Raw genomic sequence first — 17,458 nt, forward strand, 5'->3', positions numbered from 1 at the left:
CATGCAGAAGGGGATTGTCGTCACGGACGTAACCGTGACCTACCGCAACGGCCACACGGCGCTGCGCAATGCGTCGTTCAGCGTGCCCGGCGGATCGATTGCCGCGCTGGTGGGGGTGAACGGCTCCGGCAAGTCCACGCTGTTTAAGGCGGTGATGGGCTTTGTGCGGGCGGCGAGCGGCACAATCTCTATTGAAGGGCTGCCGCCTCACCGGGCGCTGCGCCAGAACCTGGTCGCCTACGTGCCGCAGTCTGAAGAGGTCGACTGGTCGTTTCCGGTGCTGGTTGAGGACGTGGTGATGATGGGGCGCTACGGACACATGGGTTTTCTACGGCGGCCTAAAGCGCAGGATCGGCAGATCGTGACCGACGCCCTGAAGCGCGTGGACATGCTTGAGCTGCGCCATCGGCAGATTGGCGAACTGTCCGGCGGGCAAAAGAAGCGCGTCTTTCTGGCGCGGGCGATTGCCCAGCAGGGCGAAGTGATCCTGCTCGACGAGCCGTTTACCGGCGTGGACGTCAAAACCGAAGCCAGAATCATCAGCCTGCTGCGCGAGTTGCGCGACGAGGGCAAAACCATGCTGGTCTCGACCCACAATTTAGGCTCGGTCACGGAGTTTTGTGATTACACGGTGATGGTCAAAGGCACCGTGCTGGCGAGCGGTCCGACGGAAACCACCTTCACCGCCGAAAACCTTGAGCGCGCCTTCAGCGGCGTGCTGCGCCACGTGGTGCTCAGCGGCTCGGAAGATCGCATTATCACCGACGACGAGCGGCCCTTCGTGACGCACCGGCAGGAGGCAAAATGAACGCGCTTCTCGAACCCTTCGGCTATGAGTACATGCTTAACGCGATGTGGGTCTCGGCGATGGTCGGCGGGCTGTGCGCGTTTCTCTCCTGCTATCTGATGCTCAAAGGCTGGTCGCTGATCGGCGATGCGCTCTCGCACTCCATCGTGCCGGGCGTGGCGGGGGCTTACATGCTTGGGCTGCCTTTCTCGCTGGGGGCGTTTTTATCGGGCGGGCTGGCGGCGGGCAGCATGCTGTTTCTCAACCAGCGCAGCCGCCTGAAGGAGGATGCCATTATCGGGCTGATCTTCTCCTCCTTTTTCGGGCTGGGGCTGTTTATGGTCTCGCTTAACCCGACCTCGGTAAATATTCAGACCATCGTGCTCGGCAATATTCTGGCTATCGCTCCGGAGGATATCGTCCAGCTGGCGATTATCGGCGTGGTGTCGATGGTCATCCTGCTGTTCAAATGGAAAGATCTGATGGTGACCTTTTTTGATGAGAACCACGCCCGCGCCATCGGCCTGCGCCCGGAGCGCCTGAAGATCCTGTTCTTCACCCTGCTGGCGGTATCCACCGTGGCGGCGCTGCAAACCGTCGGCGCGTTTCTGGTGATCTGTCTGGTAGTCACCCCCGGCGCGACCGCGTGGCTGCTGACCGACCGCTTCCCGCGTCTGCTGATGATTGCCGTCGCCATTGGCAGCCTCACCAGCTTCCTCGGCGCGTGGGCCAGCTATTACCTGGACGGCGCCACCGGCGGCATTATTGTGGTCGCCCAGACGCTGCTGTTCCTGCTCGCGTTCGTTTTTGCGCCGAAGCACGGGCTGCTCGCCAGCCGTCGTCGCGCGAAGGAGGCACACCCATGATGGCGCTGCTCCTGGAACCCTTCCAGTTTGCGTTCATGAATAACGCCCTGCTGATTTCACTCCTGGTGGCCGTGCCCTGCGCGCTGCTGTCGGTTTTTCTGGTGCTGAAAGGCTGGGCGCTGATGGGCGACGCCATGAGCCACGCGGTGTTTCCCGGCGTGGTGCTGGCGTGGATGATGGGCCTGCACCTGGCCCTGGGCGCATTCGTTGCCGGCCTGTTTTGCGCCGTCGCCACCGGCTACCTGAAGGACAACAGCCGAATCAAGCAGGATACGGTGATGGGGATTGTCTTTTCCGGGATGTTCGCCGCCGGGCTGATCCTCTATATCGCCGTCAAACCCGAGGTGCATCTCGACCACATTCTGTTCGGTGATATGCTGGGCATTAACGGGATGGATATTCTGCAAAGCGGCCTCGTGGCGGGCCTGATTGCGCTGGTGATTGGCCTCAAGTGGCGCGACTTCCTGCTCTTCAGCTTTGACTATCAGCAGGCCCAGGCGAGCGGCCTGCGCGCCCGCTGGCTGCACTATGGCCTGCTGTGCATGGTCGCGCTGACCATCGTGGCGACGCTGAAGGCGGTGGGGATTATTCTGTCGATTTCGCTGCTGATTGCCCCCGGCGCGGTGGCGGTGCTGATCGCCCGACGCTTTCACACGGCGCTGCTGGTGGCAGTGGTGGTATCAGTACTGGTGTCGGTCAGCGGCGTGTATGCCTCGTTTTATCTCGACAGCGCACCCGCGCCGACCATAGTGGTCCTGTTCGCGGTGGTGTTTATCGTGACGTTTGTGGTGACCAGCGTGAAGGCGCGTCGGCAGGAGCGTGTGACAGCAGGGTAATCGTCTGTTCGCCTTGCTGCTGCCAGTGAAGGGGGAAGGCGGTGCCCTCGGCGTATCCTGCCAGCGCACGGGTCAACGCCAGCGTAAGCGTGTTATCGTCGAGCAGGGTGACGCGCGCGCTGTCAAACCCCATGTAAGCCTGCACCCGCGGAAAGAGAGCCTTAAACAGGCTCTCTTTGGCGCTGAAAACCAGCGTCAGGGCGAGGGCGAAAGGGTAACCCGAGCAGGAAAGCACACGCTCTTCATGGGCATCTATAATGCCATCTTTGATTTCCCATGCTTCATTTTCGGTGAGGATCGCTTCACTATCGATACCGATAAGCGCAGGGTAAGGCGCGACGACAGCCATCGCCTGCGTGCCGCTGTGGGTGATGCTGCCGGAAATTCCGTCCGGCCAGCGCGGTTCCCCGCTGGGGCCGATGGCGGGAACGGTGTGGTCAGGTAAGGCGTGCGCGGCCGCGATGCGTCCTGCCAGATGGTCAGCCTTGCGTTTACGTCCGGCGTCAGCGAGCTGGGCGTGATGGGGGAGCCAGAGGAGATCGGCGTCGGTGAAGGTGGCGGGGGCGAAGGTGATGCGGTGGAGGGTGAGGCCGGCGAGAGAAAATGTGCTGTGGGTGGTGTGCATGGTTTTTCCCTCTGAATTGTGCGGACTGATGCCCTCACCCCAACCCTCTCCCACAGGGAGAGGGGGAAGTCACTGCCTGTATCAGAATCTTGTGTTTACGCTCATGTACCAGGTGCGACCCGGTTCATTATACGTATACGCACCCGCACCGTACATATACGCGCCGGTTGTCGCGTTCCCCGTGGTCTGGGCATTACCCGCGCGCCACTGGCGCTTGTCGAAGACGTTGTCCACGCCGCCGGTCAGGCTGACGTTTTTTGTCACGTCCCAGGTGGCGCTCAGGCCAACGATGCTGTACGGGCTGACCTCGTCTTTCTCAGACCCGGTCACCGGCTGGCCTTTGTAGTTGTACTTCTTCGGCTGCTGCTTGCCGTACCAGGTGAAGGTCGACTGCAATGATACATCCTGGTGCACCTGCCAGCTCAGGGTTGAGTTGAGCGTGTATTCCGGGATGATCGACAGACGGTCGCCGGTCTCCTTGTTCTTGCTTTGCAGCATATAGGTGATGTTGTTGGTCCAGTTGATGGTGTCACTGACCGGCACGTTTAGGGAGCCTTCCAGGCCTTCCACCACCGCCTTCGGCACGTTTTCCCACTGGTAGATATCGGTGGTGACTTTACCGGTGGAGGTCTGGCCAATCGGCGCGTAGCCCGCTTCAATCTTGTTGCGGTAGTCGTTGCGGAACCAGGTCACGCCCGCCAGCCAGCCGTCGCGTTTCCACTCCAGGCCAATCTCTTTGTTGATGCTGGTTTCCGCTTTCAGATCGTCATTACCCATCATGTAGCAGCCCACGCCGTCGGAACTGGCGTAGCAGCCCTGGCCTTTACTGTACAACAGGTAGTTCGGGTTGGTCTGGTACAGGCTTGGTGCTTTGTAGGCACGCGCGATGCCCATCTTCAGGGTGAAGTCATCCCCCAGACCCTGCGACAGGTTCAGGGACGGGCTCCAGTTATTGCCCACGATGGTGTGGTGGTCGAAGCGCAGGGCAGGGGTCAGCATGGTGCTGTCGGTCAGCTCCATGTTGTTCTCAGCGAACAGGGAGAAGATCTCCGCTGACGTGTACGGGCTACGGTCTTCGCTCATGCCCGGGATGGTGCCACCCTGTTGGGTTTGCGAGAAGGAGGTTGAATCCTTCATCCGCTGCTGGTTCCACTCGGTGCCGAGCGTCAGGTTCTGGTTCACAATGAAATCAATCGGCAGGTTGATTTCGCTGTGCAGCATTACGTCGGCCAGATCGGTGTCGGTGAATTTATTGCTGTTGAACAGGCCTTCCGTACCGCCCGCCAGCCCTTCGCCCAGACGGGAGTTGCGGGTGTGCTCGTACTGCGCCCAGTTGCTGGTGGTAATGCCGTTGTCCCAGCCGCCGTTCCAGGTCACCGCGAAGTTCTGGCGATAGATCCGGTTAGTTTCTTTGCCGTAGTTTTTCTTCACCAGCCCGCTGGAGCTGTTGTCGTTGTTGGTGTTCTGGGTATCGCCCGCGTAGAGGTTGTTCTGGCGGCTGTAGCCCGCCTCAAACTCCAGTGACTGCATTGGCGCAAAGTCCCAGCGCACCACGCCGTTGATGTCTTTATTCTCTACCCCTTCACGGCCCGCGGGCAGCGTGTCGGCGTAGGCACCGGTACGGTCAGACTGGTGACCCTGGTTGATGTCCCACGCGTCGGCCTGGGTTTTATCCAGGTTACCGAACATGCGGAAGCTGAAGTCGCCGCCCAGCGGGCCGCTCAGGCTGAAGTTGGTGCGTTTGGTGGAACCTTCATCCTTGTGCTCAGGCGCATTCAGGTAGGTGTTCCAGGAACCGTGCCACTGGTCGTCGAATTTTTTGGTGATGATGTTCACCACGCCGCCTGCCGCGCCGTTACCGTAGCGCGCGGCGGCCGGACCGCGAATCACTTCGATGCGCTCGATCATCTCCGGCGGCACCCAGCCGGTATCGCCGCGGGTGTCACGTTCGCCGCGCCAGCCCAGACGGATAGAGTTACGGCTGGTCACCGGCTTGCCGTCGATCAGGATAAGGGTGTTTTCTGGCCCCATGCCGCGGATATCAATCTGACGGTTATTCCCGCGCTGGCCGCTGGTGGAGTTACCGGTCAGGTTAACGCCCGGCATGGTGCGGATGATTTCCGCCACGTCCCGCGCGGGCGGGTTTTTGCGGATCTCATCGGCGGTGATGGTCGACACGCCTGGCGCCTGCAAATTCTGCTCGGCGGCGGTGATCACCATGGTGTCTTCGTGCTGCGCAGAGGCGGCGTTGTCGTCTGCCATGGCAGGCAGCGCGACGCCATAAATCCCTAAATTGACCAGCAAGGCCAGAGAGTGAATCTTCTTATTCATTGTACGTCCCGCTTTTATGGTTATTTATGAACGCGCTTCCCACAGCGCGGGCAATACGCTATTGCAAATGCAAATAGTTATCAATAATATTATCAATAAAATTTGCTCTGAAACAAAAAATATTGCTAAACATGGGGTTATAAGGGTGACGGCGTTAACAACCGGAAGTGAAGCGTGGTGGCAGTCGAAAAACGGGCCGGAATGGCAACGTCATGAGGAAAACTTTCGCGTCACATTCTGGTGGCGGGACCCGGCAGGAACCCAGCAGACCTCGACGGTTAAACGCGTCTGGCTCTACGTTACCGGCGTGACCGACCACCATCAGAATGCCCGCCCGCAATCGCTTGAACGCATTCCCGATACCGACGTCTGGCAGTGGCAGGGGGAGTTCAGCCCCGAATGGCGCGGCAGCTACTGTTTTATCCCCTCCGATAACGAAAACGATTTTGCCGATGCAGTATTTGAAGGCGAGCAGCCGGACCGCATGGCGCTGCGCGAAGGCTGGCGCAAGCTGCTGCCGCATGCGGTTTCAGACCCGCTGAATGCGCAGAGCTGGCGCGGCGGGCGCGGGCACGCCGTCTCGGCGCTGGAGATGCCGGAGGCGCCCGTACAGCCGGGCTGGAACCATCCCGATATGCCCTTCAACGCGCCCATTTGCATTGAGTGGGAAAGCGCACGCCTGAAAAATCGCCGTCGCGTCTGGATTTTCACCACCGGCGGGGACGACCGGGAACGCCCGCTGGCGGTGCTGCTTGACGGGCAGTTCTGGGCCGAAAGCATGCCGGTCTGGCCTGCGCTGGCGTCGCTCACCGCCGAGCGCAACCTGCCGCCTGCGGTCTACGTCTTAATCGATGTTATTAATATGGAGCACCGTAACCGCGAGCTGCCGTGCAATCCCGACTTCTGGCTGGCGGTGCAGGAAGAACTTCTCCCCCTTGTCCAACAACGCGCGCCGTTTAGCGACCGCGCCGACCGTACGGTGGTCGCAGGGCAAAGCTTTGGCGGTCTTTCCTCCCTTTATGCCGCACTGCACTGGCCGCAGCGTTTTGGCTGCGTGCTCAGCCAGTCCGGATCCTACTGGTGGCCGCACCGCGGCGGGCAGCAGGACGGGCTGTTAATCGAACAACTTAAAACCGGCGAAATATCCCCTCGCGGGCTACGCATCCTTCTTGAAGCCGGGCGCAACGAGCCGCTTATCTTGCGCGCAAACCAGGCGATCCTCGCCGAACTACACACTCAGCAACCGGTTATCTGGCGTCAGGTTGACGGCGGACACGATGCGCTTTGCTGGCGCGGTGGGCTGACGCAGGGGCTGATTACCCTCTGGCAGCCGCTCATTCACTAACGGAGTCTGTATGGAATTCAGCAATCCTTTCGATAATCCGCAGGGACAGTTCGCCATTTTGCAAAATGACCAGGGGCAGTACAGCCTGTGGCCGCAGCAGTGCGAGTTGCCCGCGGGCTGGCGCGTGGTCTGCGAGCCGCACTCTCAGGAGGCGTGCCAGCAGTGGCTGGCGCAACGCTGGCAGACGCTTGAGCCGTCCTCTTTTGCGGGGGAGCGCGCATGAACCGTCTCCCTCTCGTCGCCGCCCAGCCGGGTATCTGGATGGCAGAGCAGCTTTCCTCGCTACCAAACGCCTGGAGCGTGGCGCACTACACCGAGCTGAAAGGGAATATCGACGCGCCGCTGTTGGCTAACGCCATCGCCGAGGGCATGATGCAGGCCGATACCCTGCGCACGCGTTTCGCTGAAGATAACGGCGAGGTGTGGCAGTGGGTGGATGACACCTTCATTCTGCCGGAACCGTCCATTGTTCGCGTTGATTCCCACGCCGCCGCCGTGGCGCTGATGAACGCCGATCTTAACCAGAACCTGCGCGTCGACAGCGGGCAGCCGCTGGCCTTTCATCAGCTGATTCAGGTCGGTGAAAACCACTGGTACTGGTATCAGCGCTATCACCATCTGGTGGTGGATGGCTTCAGCTTCCCGGCCATAACCCGCCAGATCGCCGCGATTTATGCCGCGTGGAAAAAGGGCGAACCCACGCCGGAATCCCCGTTTACGCCATTTGCAGAGGTGGTGGACGAGTATCAGCGCTACCGCGACAGCGAGGCGTACCGGCGCGACGGCGCCTTCTGGGCCGAGCAGCGCAAACAGCTGCCTTCTCCGGTCTCGCTCTCCCCCGCGCCGCTGCCGGGCCGCGCCGCCACGACTGACATTCTTCGCCTGAAGGTTGCCGCCGACGGCCGCGCCTTTAGCCAGCTTGCGCAGGCGGCAGGGCAGGCACAGCGCACCGACCTGGCGCTTGCGCTGGTGGCGCTGTGGCTGGGGCGCCTCACCGGACGGCTGGACTACGCCGCCGGGTTTATCTTTATGCGCCGGATGGGATCCGCGGCGCTCACCGCGACCGGGCCGGTGCTTAACGTTCTGCCGCTGGCGGTCAATATCGATCCCCAGGAGAGCCTGCCCTCGCTGGCGCTGCGCCTCGCGAACCAGCTGAAAAAAATGCGCCGCCATCAGCGCTACGACGCCGAGCAGATCGTGCGCGACAGCGGGCGGGCCGCAGGGGACGAACCCTTGTTTGGGCCGGTGCTGAACGTGAAGGTATTTGATTATCAGCTGGATATCGACGGCGTGGAGGCCATCACCCACACGCTGGCGACCGGCCCGGTGAACGATCTCGAGCTGGCGCTGTTCCCGGACGAGCAGGGCGGATTAAGCATTGAGATCCTCGCCAACAGGCAGCGTTACGACGACGCGACGCTGAAGCGCCACGTTTCGCGCCTGAACGCGATGCTGGCGCAGTTTGCCGCGAACCCGGACCTGCGCTGTGGCGACGTGGAAACCGTATCCGAGCAGGAATACGCCCGGCTGGCGCGCATCAACGATACCGGCCTGGCGCTGCCCTCCACCACGCTGGCGGATCTGGTGGCGGAGCAGGCGAGCAAAACGCCGGACGCTCCCGCGCTGGCGGATGCCCATATTGAGCTGAACTACCGCCAGATGCGCGAGCAGGTGGTCGCGCTGGCAAACCTGCTGCGCGCGCGCGGCGTGAAGCCGGGCGACAGCGTGGCGGTGGCGCTTCCGCGCTCGGTGTTCCTGACCCTGGCGCTGCACGGGATTGTTGAAGCCGGCGCCGCCTGGCTGCCGCTGGATACCGGCTACCCGGACGATCGTCTGCGGATGATGCTGGAGGACGCGAAACCGTCGCTCCTCATTACCACCGACGCGCAGCTTCCGCGCTTTAACGATCTGCCGATACCTTCGCTTAGTTACAACATGCTATTGCCAACCACAGGCGCTGAACCTCTGCGTCTGGCGAAGCCGGAGCAGACCGCGTACATCATCTTTACCTCAGGTTCAACGGGACGCCCGAAAGGGGTGATGGTGGGGCATACCGCCATCGTTAACCGCCTGAAGTGGATGCAGGATCATTATCCACTGGCGGCGCATGACGTCGTGGCGCAGAAAACGCCGTGCAGCTTTGACGTGTCGGTGTGGGAGTTCTGGTGGCCGTTTATCGCCGGGGCAAAGCTGGTGATGGCCGAGCCGGACGCGCACCGCGATCCGCAGGCGATGCAGAGCTTCTTCGCAGAATATGGCGTAACCACCACCCACTTCGTGCCCTCGATGTTGGCGGCATTTGTTGCCTCGCTGACGCCGGAAAACGTCGACTGTTGCAGGACGCTGAAGCAGGTGTTCTGTAGCGGCGAGGCGCTGCCAACGGCGCTGTGCCGCGAGTGGGAGCAGCTCACTCATGTACCGCTGCACAACCTCTACGGCCCAACCGAAGCGGCGGTGGACGTGAGCTGGTATCCGGCGTACGGCCCGGAGCTGGCGGCGGTGGAGGGCAACAGCGTGCCGATCGGCTTCCCGGTGTGGAATACGGGGCTGCGCATTCTGGATGCGATGATGCGCCCGGTGCCGTTCGGCGTGGCGGGCGATCTGTATCTCACCGGCATTCAGCTGGCACAGGGGTATCTGGGACGTCCCGACCTCACCGCCAGCCGCTTTATTGCCGATCCGTTTGCCCCAGGCGAGCGGATGTATCGCACCGGAGACGTTGCCCGCTGGCTGGACAACGGCGCGGTGGAATATCTGGGCCGCAGCGATGACCAGCTGAAAATCCGCGGTCAGCGCATTGAGCTGGGCGAAATCGACCGGGCGATGCTGTCATTGCCTGACGTGGCTCAGGCCGTGGCGCATGCGTGCGTGTTTAATCAGGCTGCGGCAACGGGCGGCGATGCCCGCCAGCTGGTGGGGTACGTGGTTTCCGAATCCGGTTTACCGCTGGATCGCGACGCGCTGCTGGACTCGCTCAGGGCACAGCTGCCGCCGCATATGGTGCCGGTGGTGCTGCTGCAAATCAGCGCGCTGCCGCTGAGCGCCAACGGCAAGCTGGATCGCAAGGCGCTGCCGCTGCCGGAGCTGACCAGCAAAACCTGCGGTCGCGCACCCGAGACGCAAACCGAAGCCGCCGTGGCGCAGGCGTTTTCTGCGCTGCTGGGCTGCGAAGTGAACGATATCGACGCCGACTTCTTTGCCCTCGGCGGTCATTCGCTGCTGGCGATGCGCCTCGCGGCTCAGCTCGGCCGTGCGTTCAGCCGCAAGGTCACGCCGGGGCAGATTATGGTCGCCTCGACGGTCGGCAAGCTCAGCGCGCTGCTGGACTCGCAAATGAGCGACGAACAGGCGCAGCGTCTGGGGTATGAAACCCTGCTGCCGCTGCGTGAAAGCAACGGCCCGACGCTGTTCTGCTTCCATCCGGCGTCCGGCTTTGCCTGGCAGTTCAGCGTCCTGGCGCGCTACCTCAGCCCGCGCTGGTCGATTACCGGCATTCAGTCGCCGCGGCCAAACGGCCCGATGCAGCAGTGCGCTGATCTCGATGGGGTGATCGAACATCACCTGAAAACGTTGCGTAAGCAGCAGCCGCACGGACCGTATTACCTGTTCGGCTATTCGCTCGGCGGTACGCTGGCGCAGGGCATTGCGGCGCGTCTGCGCGAGCAGGGTGAAGAGGTTTCGTTCCTTGGCCTGCTGGATACCTGGCCGCCGGAAAGCCAGAACTGGGCGGAGAAAGAGGCAAACGGCCTTGACCCGGAAGTGCTGGCGGAGATCGAGCGCGAGCGTCAGGCGTTTATCGCCGCCCAGCAGGGACAGGGCTCCAGCGAATTGTTTAACACCATTGAAGGCAACTACGCGGACGCGGTGCGGTTGCTCACCACCGCGCACAGTTCACGCTTTGACGGTAAAGCGACGCTGTTTGTTGCCGAACGTACCCGAACGATGGATCCGCATACGGCCTGGGCGCCGTGGGTGGGCGAGCTGGAGGTCTGCAGCCAGGACTGCGCCCACGTGGATATCATTTCACCGCAGGCGTTTGAAAAGATTGGGCCGGTACTGAAGGAAATTTTAGGATAGTGCAAATGCGCCGGTGGCGCTGTGCTTACCGGGCCTGAATGTAGGCCGGGTAAGGCGTAGCCGCCACCCGGCAATTACCGCCGACCTAACGGCACCACCAGCGGCGTACCCGCCACCGGATCGTCAATAATCATGCAGCGCATGCCGTAGATCCGCGCGATCAGCTCTGGCGTCACAATCTCCTTCGGCGCGCCCTGCGCCACAATCTCGCCGTCGCGCAAGGCAATCAGATGCGTGGCGTAGCGGCAGGCCTGATTTAAGTCGTGCAGCACCGCCGCCAGGGTATACCCCCGCGTGCGGTTCAGCTCGCTCAGCAGCTCCAGCAGGTCAATCTGATGGCTGATGTCCAGCCAGGTCGTCGGCTCGTCCAGCAGCATAATGGCGGTCTCCTGCGCCAGCACCATCGCGATCCACGCCCGCTGTCGCTGTCCGCCGGAGAGGGTATCCACGCTTTGCTGAGCCAGATCGGTGATGCCCGTTGCCTCCATCGCGCGCTTCACGGCCTCGTCGTCCTCTTTGCGCCAGCGGGTAAACAGCGGCTGGTGTGGGTAGCGCCCGCGCGAGACCAGCTCCTGCACGGTAATATCTCCCGGCGTGGTGGCGTTTTGCGCCAGCAGCCCGATGCGCCTGGCCACCTCTTTGCTGGCGAAGCGCTGGATCTGCTCTCCGTCGAGGAATACGCTGCCCTCTGTCGGCGACATCAGGCGGCTCAGGGTGCGCAGCAGGGTCGATTTGCCGCAGCCGTTCGGACCGATAATCGCGGTGAAGTGGCCGTCCGGAATGGCGACGGTTAAATCACGGGCAATGATTTTTTTGCCATAGCAGAGGGTCAAGTTTTCGCCGCGCAAGCGGGTTGTTGAATCTGTCATTTCTTGCGTGACTCCTGAACGAGCAAGACGATGAGGTAAATCCCGCCGAGGCTGACGGTCACCACGCCCACCGGAAGTTGATAAGGCATAAACAGCCGCTGGGCGCAGAGATCGGCGGCCAGCAGCAGCATCGCACCGCACAGGGCAGCCTGGGTCAAGCCCCAGCGCGCGGTGCCGCTAAGACGCCGCGCGATATGCGGCGCGACAAGGGCAATAAACGAGATCGGCCCGGCAATCGCGGTGGATGCAGCGGTCAGCAATACCGCCACCAGCATCAGCATCAGGCGCGAGCGCTCAACGCTCACGCCCAGCGCGCAGGCGCTGTCGTCGCCCATCTCCAGCAGGCGCATCCGGCGTACCAGCAGCAGGGCGCCGATAAACATCAGCAAAATCAGCGGCGCGGCGGGCCAGGTTTTGCCCCACGTCAGGCCGTTAAGTGAGCCGGCGTACCACAGCCCGGCGGAGAGCGCGGTTTCCAGAGACGCCTGCAACAAAAGCCAGGTGTTAAACGCCATCAGCATCGCGCGGATGCCGATCCCGATAATGATCAGCCGGAAGGTGTCGATGCCGTTGCGCCAGGCCAGGGCCCAGATAAGCAGCGAGGTCAGAATGCCGCCCGCCATCGCCGTAAAGGTAATGGCCGTCAGATGCTGCCCGAACAGCACCATCGCCACCAGCACGCCGCTCCACGCGCCGGTATTCAGGCCCATCACGTCCGGGCTGCCGAGGGGGTTACGCATCAGCGACTGGAAAATCGCGCCGCTGACGCCGAGCGCCGCGCCCACCAGGATCGCCATCGCCACGCGCGGCAGTCGCCATTCGGTGACCACCATGGTGATGTTACGCGGCGCACTGCCGGTGAGGGCGTGAAAGACCTGCGCGAAATCAAGCGTTACGGCACCGCTTTGCAGGCTCCAGACCGCCAGCAGAGTAATGGCGATAGCCAGCAGGAAGACGCTGGTGAGTAAACGACGGGAAGGAGCCATCATGCGCCACCTCCGCGTCTGCGACGTACCAGGAAGATCAGCACCGGCGCGCCGATAAACGCGCTCACCACCGAGACGCGCAGCTCGCCGGGCACCAGCAGGCGGCCCAGCACGTCGGCAAACAGCAGCAGGGCAGGGGTGGCCAGCAGCGTGACCGGCAGCGACCAGCGGTGGTCCGACCCCACCAGCCAGCGCGCCATGTGCGGCATCATCAGGCCGATAAAGGCAATCGGACCTACCACGGCGGTTGCGCTGCCGCTCAGCACGGTGATAGCGAGCAGGCCAGTCAGCTGCGTGCGCGCCACGCGGTTGCCGAGGGCGGTTGCGGTGTCGCTGCCGAGGCTCAGGCTGTTCAGCGACCGACTTAAACACAGCGCCACGACGGCGGCGATAATGACCGGGATTGCCACCACGTTTAAGGTTTCAAGGGTGCGGATATCCAGCGAACCGGCCTGCCAGAAGCGCAGCTGGTCATACACGTCCGGGTTGAGCAGGGCGATACCGCTGGACAAGCCTTCCAGCACCGCCGCGAGCGCTACGCCCGCAAGCGTCAGGCGAACCGGGCTCAGCTGCCCGCCGCCCTGGCTGCCGGTAAACGCGACCACCAGCGAGGCGGCCAGCGCGCCGCAGAAGGCCATCGCCAGCTGTTCAGAGGGTGACGTCAACCCGAACAGCGCTGCGCCGAGCACGATGGCAAAGCTGGCCCCGGAGTTGACGCCAAGAATGCCGGGGTCCGCCAGCGGGTTACGGGTAAGGGTTTGCATCAGGGCACCCGCAAGGCCGAGCGCGCCACCGGCCAGCAGTCCGGCAAGAGTGCGGGGCAGGCGGGCGTCGAGCACGATGGTGCAGTCGGCGCTCTGACAGGTGCCGGAGAGCGCATCAACGATAACGTAGGCGGGTAGCGGCTTCGCGCCGACCAGCAGGCTGAGTGCAATCGCAAGGATTAGCAGTAGCAATAATACGGGCACGGCAATGGCGCGCACCGCAGAAGAGGAAAACGACATAGCAACATCCATGATTTGATAATGATAGTGATTATCGTTATCTATCTTATTTGGCTATGTTAGCATGTGCGCCCATGGAATGGGTAGAAATAGACTCAAGGCTTTGTCATGAATCAAAAATCCTGGCTGCTTAACCTCAGCCTGTTGAAAACGCACCCGGCGTATCGCGCCGTTTTTATCGCTCGCTTTATCTCCATTTTGTCCCTCGGCCTGCTCGGCGTCGCCGTGCCGGTACAGATCCAGACCATGACGCACTCCAGTTGGCTGGTGGGGCTATCCGTCACCTTAACCGGCGGGGCGATGTTTATCGGGCTGATGGTCGGCGGCGTGCTGGCGGATCGCTACGAGCGTAAGAAGCTGATCCTGCTCGCGCGCGGCACCTGCGGGGTGGGCTTTATCGGGCTGTGTCTGAACGCCATGCTGCCGGAGCCGTCGCTGATGGCGATTTATGCCCTTGGCCTGTGGGACGGTTTTTTCGCCTCGCTAGGCGTGACGGCGCTGCTGGCGGCGACGCCCGCGCTGGTGGGGCGCGAGAACCTGATGCAGGCGGGGGCGATCACCATGCTCACGGTACGCCTCGGCTCGGTGATTTCGCCGATGGTCGGCGGCCTGCTGCTGGCCACCGGCAACGTGGCGTGGAACTACGGCCTTGCCGCGGCGGGCACCTTTATCACCACGCTGACGTTACTGCGTCTGCCGCTCCTGCCACCGCCACCGCAGCCGCGCGAGCACCCGCTTAAATCGCTGATGGCCGCGATTCGTTTTCTGTTCAGTAACCCGCTGATTGGCGGCATTGCGCTGCTCGGCGGCCTGCTGACGATGGCGAGCGCCGTGCGCGTGCTTTACCCGGCGCTGGCGGGCGAGTGGCAGATGAGCGCCTCAGAGATTGGCGTGCTGTACGCCGCCATTCCGCTCGGTGCGGCCTGCGGGGCGCTGACCAGCGGTAACCTGGCCCAAAGCGCGCGTCCGGGCTTGATTATGCTGGTGGCGACGCTGGCCTCGTTTATCGCCATCGGCTTCTTCAGCCTGATGCCGGTCTGGGCGCTGGGGGTGATGTGTCTGGTGATTTTCGGCTGGCTGAGTGCGGTCAGCTCACTTTTACAGTACACCCTGATCCAGACCCAGACGCCGGAAGGGATGCTGGGGCGTATCAACGGCCTGTGGACCGCGCAGAACGTGACGGGCGATGCGATTGGCGCGGCGATCCTCGGCGGGCTGGGGGCGATAATGACCCCGGTGGCGTCGGCGAGCAGCAGCGGGTTTGTGTTAGCGATGGTTGGCGCGATCTTACTGGTGGCGCTGGTGGAATTGCGGCGGTTCAGGCAGGAGGTCGTGTTGAACGACGGTGCGGCCTGATGCCCTCACCCCGGCCCTCTCCCACGGGGAGAGGGAGGGAAAATGCCTACTTAAACAACGCATTCAATCTGTCTAACACCAGCATCGCGCTGTAATAATCCAGGCGGAACGTCTCCGTTCCCAGCGCCCAGACGCGTTTGTTTTTCACCGACGGTAAATGCGCCAGCAGCGGGTTGGCGTAAATCGCATTCACGTCTTTCTCGTCGCCGGCAAACACGAACAGCCCTTCGCCGTTCAGTCCCGTCGCCAGGTTTTCACCGCCCAGCTGGATAATGTCGTGGCGCTTGCCCTGGCTTGTTGAGGTGTGCAGCCCATCGGGTAACGCCGCCAGCGTAAAGCCCAACTGGTGTAACAGCTTGCCCTGCGCCGATTCTGTCGTCCACAGGTTCGCCGTGTGCGCGGCGGCGGTGTAGACGATGGCATTCACCGGCTGCGGCGGCAGTTTCATCTGCTGTTTCACCTGCGCGAGCTGTTTATCGAACGCGGCGATGCGTTCAGCGGCCTGTTTCTCGTGCCCGGTCATCGTGCCCAGCTGGGTCAGCAGTTCCTGCCAGCTTTTGTCGTCGTAATTGATGATAAGCGTCGGGGCGATGGCGGAGAGCTGATCGTAGAGCGCCAGCGCGGAATCCCCGCCGGTGGCGCTGATTAGAATCAGGTCCGGCATCTGGGCGGCCACCGCTTCGGCGCTCGGCTCGCCGATGTACAGCCGTGCAACCTTACGCTGTTTTGCAATATCCCCCCACTGGCGCAGGAAACCCTGCGCGTCCGCCACGCGGTTGTTCGGCGTGGTTGCGCCGCTGGCAATGACCGGCGCGTCAATCGCCAGCAGGGAGCCGGTTAAGGTCACGCTGGTAGAAACAATGCGCGTCGGTTTGCTCTCAAGCGTATGCACGCCGCGGCTGTCGTTGACCTGGCGCGGCCAGTCGGCGGCGGCGGCTGAGGTTAGTCCTAAAACAAAAAGTCCTGTCAGAAGAAGGGCATTGCGGCAAACGGCAGCGATTTTCACAGAGCGGCATCCTGTTTTTATTGAAGATAATGCTTCTCATTTTCATGGTTACCGGGAAGGGATGCAAGCGTTTGTCGCAGAAGTTAATGGCCCGACGGTTGACAGCGGCGCGCTGTGGGATTAGGTTAGCCGACGAAAATATAAATGATAATCATTATTGCTTCTTTTATCATTTTGAGGAGGATGATATGGACACGTCCCTGGCTGAGGAAGTTCAGCACACCGCGACCACGCTGCAATCAGACAGCTTTTTCTTTATGTCGCCTTACCGCAGTTTTACCACCTCGGGCTGTTTTGCGCGATTCTCTGAACCTGCCGTCGGCGGCGACGATCCGGCGGGGCAGTTCCAGCAGAAATTAGCCCAGGCTTTCCGGGATGCGAAAGCCAGCGGCATCGCCCATCCCGTCATGGTAGGGGCCATCCCGTTCGATACCCGCAAGCCGTCTTCGCTGTTTATTCCGCAACGCTGGGAGACGTTTTCCCGCCCCGCGCGTCAGCAGTCCGCACGCTATTTCTCCGGCGCGCAGGCGCTGAAGGTGGAACAGCGCACCGAGATCCCCGCTCAGCCCGTTTTTGAAGAGATGGTCGCGCGCGCCGCTTCGCTCACCGCCACGCCGCAGGTGAATAAGGTAGTGCTGTCGCGCCTGATTGATATCGCCACCGACAAAAAAATGGACAGCGGCGCGCTGATGGAGCGTCTGATCGCCCAGAACCCGGCGAGTTTTAACTTCCACGTGCCGCTGGAAGACGGCGGCGTGCTGCTCGGCGCCAGCCCGGAACTGCTGCTGCGCAAAGAGGGCAGGCACTTTAGCTCGCTGCCGCTGGCAGGCTCCGCGCGCCGCCAGCCGGACGACGTGCTGGATCGCGAGGCGGGCAATAAGCTGCTGGCCTCCGAAAAGGACCGCCACGAACACGACCTGGTGACCCAGGCGATGAAGGCCATTCTGGCGCCGCGCAGCCATCACCTGAGCATGCCGTCTTCCCCGCAGCTCATCACCACGCCGACGCTGTGGCATCTGGCGACGCCGGTTGAAGGTGACGCGCGCGAGAACGAAAACGCCCTGACGCTGGCCTGCCTGCTGCACCCGACCCCGGCCCTGAGCGGCTTCCCGCATCAGGCGGCTAAAGAACTGATTGCCGAGCTGGAGCCGTTCGACCGTGAGCTGTTCGGCGGCATCGTCGGCTGGTGCGACAGCGAAGGCAACGGCGAGTGGGTGGTGACCATCCGCTGCGCGCGTCTTCACGAAAATACCGTTCGCCTGTTTGCCGGCGCGGGCATTGTGCCTGCCTCCTCCCCGGTGGGCGAGTGGCGCGAGACGGGCGTGAAGCTCTCCACCATGCTTAACGTGTTTGGTTTGCACTAAGGAATA

General features: G+C 62.3%; 14 protein-coding genes. 8 read left to right on the forward strand and 6 right to left on the reverse strand.

Annotated elements, in window-relative coordinates; all coding sequences use genetic code 11:
- Position 1: 1 nt before the first annotated feature.
- The 3 genes from sitB to ACMGGH_RS11290 are packed head-to-tail and all read left to right on the forward strand — an operon-like array spanning position 2 to position 2,489.
- Complete coding sequence (sitB, locus tag ACMGGH_RS11280) at positions 2-808, forward strand: iron/manganese ABC transporter ATP-binding protein SitB (RefSeq protein WP_182034451.1); 807 nt, start codon at positions 2-4, stop codon at positions 806-808.
- Positions 805-1,653, forward strand: a complete 849-nt coding sequence (gene sitC / locus ACMGGH_RS11285) for an iron/manganese ABC transporter permease subunit SitC (protein ID WP_048959550.1) — start codon at positions 805-807, stop codon at positions 1,651-1,653. Before sitB ends, sitC begins: the two co-directional genes overlap by 4 nt.
- A complete protein-coding gene (locus ACMGGH_RS11290) occupies positions 1,650-2,489 on the forward strand; it encodes a metal ABC transporter permease (RefSeq protein ID WP_232948795.1) in 840 nt (279 codons plus the stop codon). The genes sitC and ACMGGH_RS11290 overlap by 4 nt, the downstream gene beginning before the upstream one ends.
- Here ACMGGH_RS11290 and entD read toward each other — a convergent pair.
- Positions 2,425-3,114: an enterobactin synthase subunit EntD gene (gene entD / locus ACMGGH_RS11295; RefSeq protein ID WP_232948796.1), complete on the reverse strand. Its 690-nt coding sequence runs from the start codon at positions 3,112-3,114 to the stop codon at positions 2,425-2,427. The two genes, ACMGGH_RS11290 and entD, sit on opposite strands and share 65 nt — an antisense overlap.
- 81 nt (positions 3,115-3,195) lie before the next feature.
- A complete protein-coding gene (locus ACMGGH_RS11300) occupies positions 3,196-5,445 on the reverse strand; it encodes a TonB-dependent siderophore receptor (protein ID WP_126300346.1) in 2,250 nt (749 codons plus the stop codon).
- A 145-nt stretch (positions 5,446-5,590) separates the two neighbouring features.
- On the opposite strand from ACMGGH_RS11300, the gene fes reads away from it, so the two are divergent.
- From fes to entF, 3 genes are read left to right on the forward strand one after another with little or no spacing between them, the layout of a single operon-like run.
- The gene (gene fes / locus ACMGGH_RS11305; RefSeq protein WP_420299122.1) at positions 5,591-6,790 is read left to right on the forward strand and encodes an enterochelin esterase; all 1,200 of its coding nucleotides are present in this window, start codon (positions 5,591-5,593) and stop codon (positions 6,788-6,790) included.
- A 10-nt stretch (positions 6,791-6,800) separates the two neighbouring features.
- A complete protein-coding gene (locus tag ACMGGH_RS11310) occupies positions 6,801-7,013 on the forward strand; it encodes an MbtH family protein (RefSeq protein WP_028012289.1) in 213 nt (70 codons plus the stop codon).
- Complete coding sequence (gene entF / locus ACMGGH_RS11315; protein WP_126300348.1) at positions 7,010-10,867, forward strand: enterobactin non-ribosomal peptide synthetase EntF; 3,858 nt, start codon at positions 7,010-7,012, stop codon at positions 10,865-10,867. Before ACMGGH_RS11310 ends, entF begins: the two co-directional genes overlap by 4 nt.
- Before the next feature lie 74 nt (positions 10,868-10,941).
- Here entF and fepC read toward each other — a convergent pair whose 3' ends face one another.
- From fepC to fepD, 3 genes are read right to left on the reverse strand one after another with little or no spacing between them, the layout of a single operon-like run.
- The gene (fepC, locus tag ACMGGH_RS11320; RefSeq protein WP_232948798.1) at positions 10,942-11,736 is read right to left on the reverse strand and encodes an iron-enterobactin ABC transporter ATP-binding protein; all 795 of its coding nucleotides are present in this window, start codon (positions 11,734-11,736) and stop codon (positions 10,942-10,944) included.
- Complete coding sequence (gene fepG / locus ACMGGH_RS11325) at positions 11,733-12,722, reverse strand: iron-enterobactin ABC transporter permease (protein ID WP_120266909.1); 990 nt, start codon at positions 12,720-12,722, stop codon at positions 11,733-11,735. The genes fepC and fepG overlap by 4 nt, the downstream gene beginning before the upstream one ends.
- Positions 12,722-13,726, reverse strand: coding sequence for a Fe(3+)-siderophore ABC transporter permease (gene fepD / locus ACMGGH_RS11330; RefSeq protein WP_069733607.1), 1,005 nt, complete (start codon positions 13,724-13,726; stop codon positions 12,722-12,724). The genes fepG and fepD overlap by 1 nt, the downstream gene beginning before the upstream one ends.
- 108 nt (positions 13,727-13,834) lie before the next feature.
- On the opposite strand from fepD, the gene entS reads away from it, so the two are divergent.
- A complete protein-coding gene (gene entS, locus ACMGGH_RS11335; protein ID WP_047367699.1) occupies positions 13,835-15,082 on the forward strand; it encodes an enterobactin transporter EntS in 1,248 nt (415 codons plus the stop codon).
- Between the two features lie 46 nt (positions 15,083-15,128).
- Here entS and fepB read toward each other — a convergent pair whose 3' ends face one another.
- Positions 15,129-16,088: a Fe2+-enterobactin ABC transporter substrate-binding protein gene (gene fepB / locus ACMGGH_RS11340; protein WP_232948799.1), complete on the reverse strand. Its 960-nt coding sequence runs from the start codon at positions 16,086-16,088 to the stop codon at positions 15,129-15,131.
- Between the two features lie 188 nt (positions 16,089-16,276).
- On the opposite strand from fepB, the gene entC reads away from it, so the two are divergent.
- Positions 16,277-17,452: an isochorismate synthase EntC gene (gene entC, locus ACMGGH_RS11345; RefSeq protein ID WP_088205172.1), complete on the forward strand. Its 1,176-nt coding sequence runs from the start codon at positions 16,277-16,279 to the stop codon at positions 17,450-17,452.
- Positions 17,453-17,458: the final 6 nt, after the last annotated feature.

Source organism: Enterobacter sp. BNK-16, from assembly GCF_048684955.1.
GTDB lineage: Bacteria > Pseudomonadota > Gammaproteobacteria > Enterobacterales > Enterobacteriaceae > Enterobacter > Enterobacter bugandensis.

What these genes read in the sequence shown, in the direction of transcription:
- sitB (WP_182034451.1), top strand. Translation starts at nt 2, where the DNA reads ATGCAGAAGGGGATTGTCGTCACGGACGTAACCGTGACCTACCGCAAC.
- sitC (WP_048959550.1), top strand. Translation starts at nt 805, where the DNA reads ATGAACGCGCTTCTCGAACCCTTCGGCTATGAGTACATGCTTAACGCG.
- ACMGGH_RS11290 (WP_232948795.1), top strand. Translation starts at nt 1,650, where the DNA reads ATGATGGCGCTGCTCCTGGAACCCTTCCAGTTTGCGTTCATGAATAAC.
- entD (WP_232948796.1), bottom strand. Translation starts at nt 3,114, where the DNA reads ATGCACACCACCCACAGCACATTTTCTCTCGCCGGCCTCACCCTCCAC.
- ACMGGH_RS11300 (WP_126300346.1), bottom strand. Translation starts at nt 5,445, where the DNA reads ATGAATAAGAAGATTCACTCTCTGGCCTTGCTGGTCAATTTAGGGATT.
- ACMGGH_RS11310 (WP_028012289.1), top strand. Translation starts at nt 6,801, where the DNA reads ATGGAATTCAGCAATCCTTTCGATAATCCGCAGGGACAGTTCGCCATT.
- entF (WP_126300348.1), top strand. Translation starts at nt 7,010, where the DNA reads ATGAACCGTCTCCCTCTCGTCGCCGCCCAGCCGGGTATCTGGATGGCA.
- fepC (WP_232948798.1), bottom strand. Translation starts at nt 11,736, where the DNA reads ATGACAGATTCAACAACCCGCTTGCGCGGCGAAAACTTGACCCTCTGC.
- fepG (WP_120266909.1), bottom strand. Translation starts at nt 12,722, where the DNA reads ATGGCTCCTTCCCGTCGTTTACTCACCAGCGTCTTCCTGCTGGCTATC.
- fepD (WP_069733607.1), bottom strand. Translation starts at nt 13,726, where the DNA reads ATGTCGTTTTCCTCTTCTGCGGTGCGCGCCATTGCCGTGCCCGTATTA.
- entS (WP_047367699.1), top strand. Translation starts at nt 13,835, where the DNA reads ATGAATCAAAAATCCTGGCTGCTTAACCTCAGCCTGTTGAAAACGCAC.
- entC (WP_088205172.1), top strand. Translation starts at nt 16,277, where the DNA reads ATGGACACGTCCCTGGCTGAGGAAGTTCAGCACACCGCGACCACGCTG.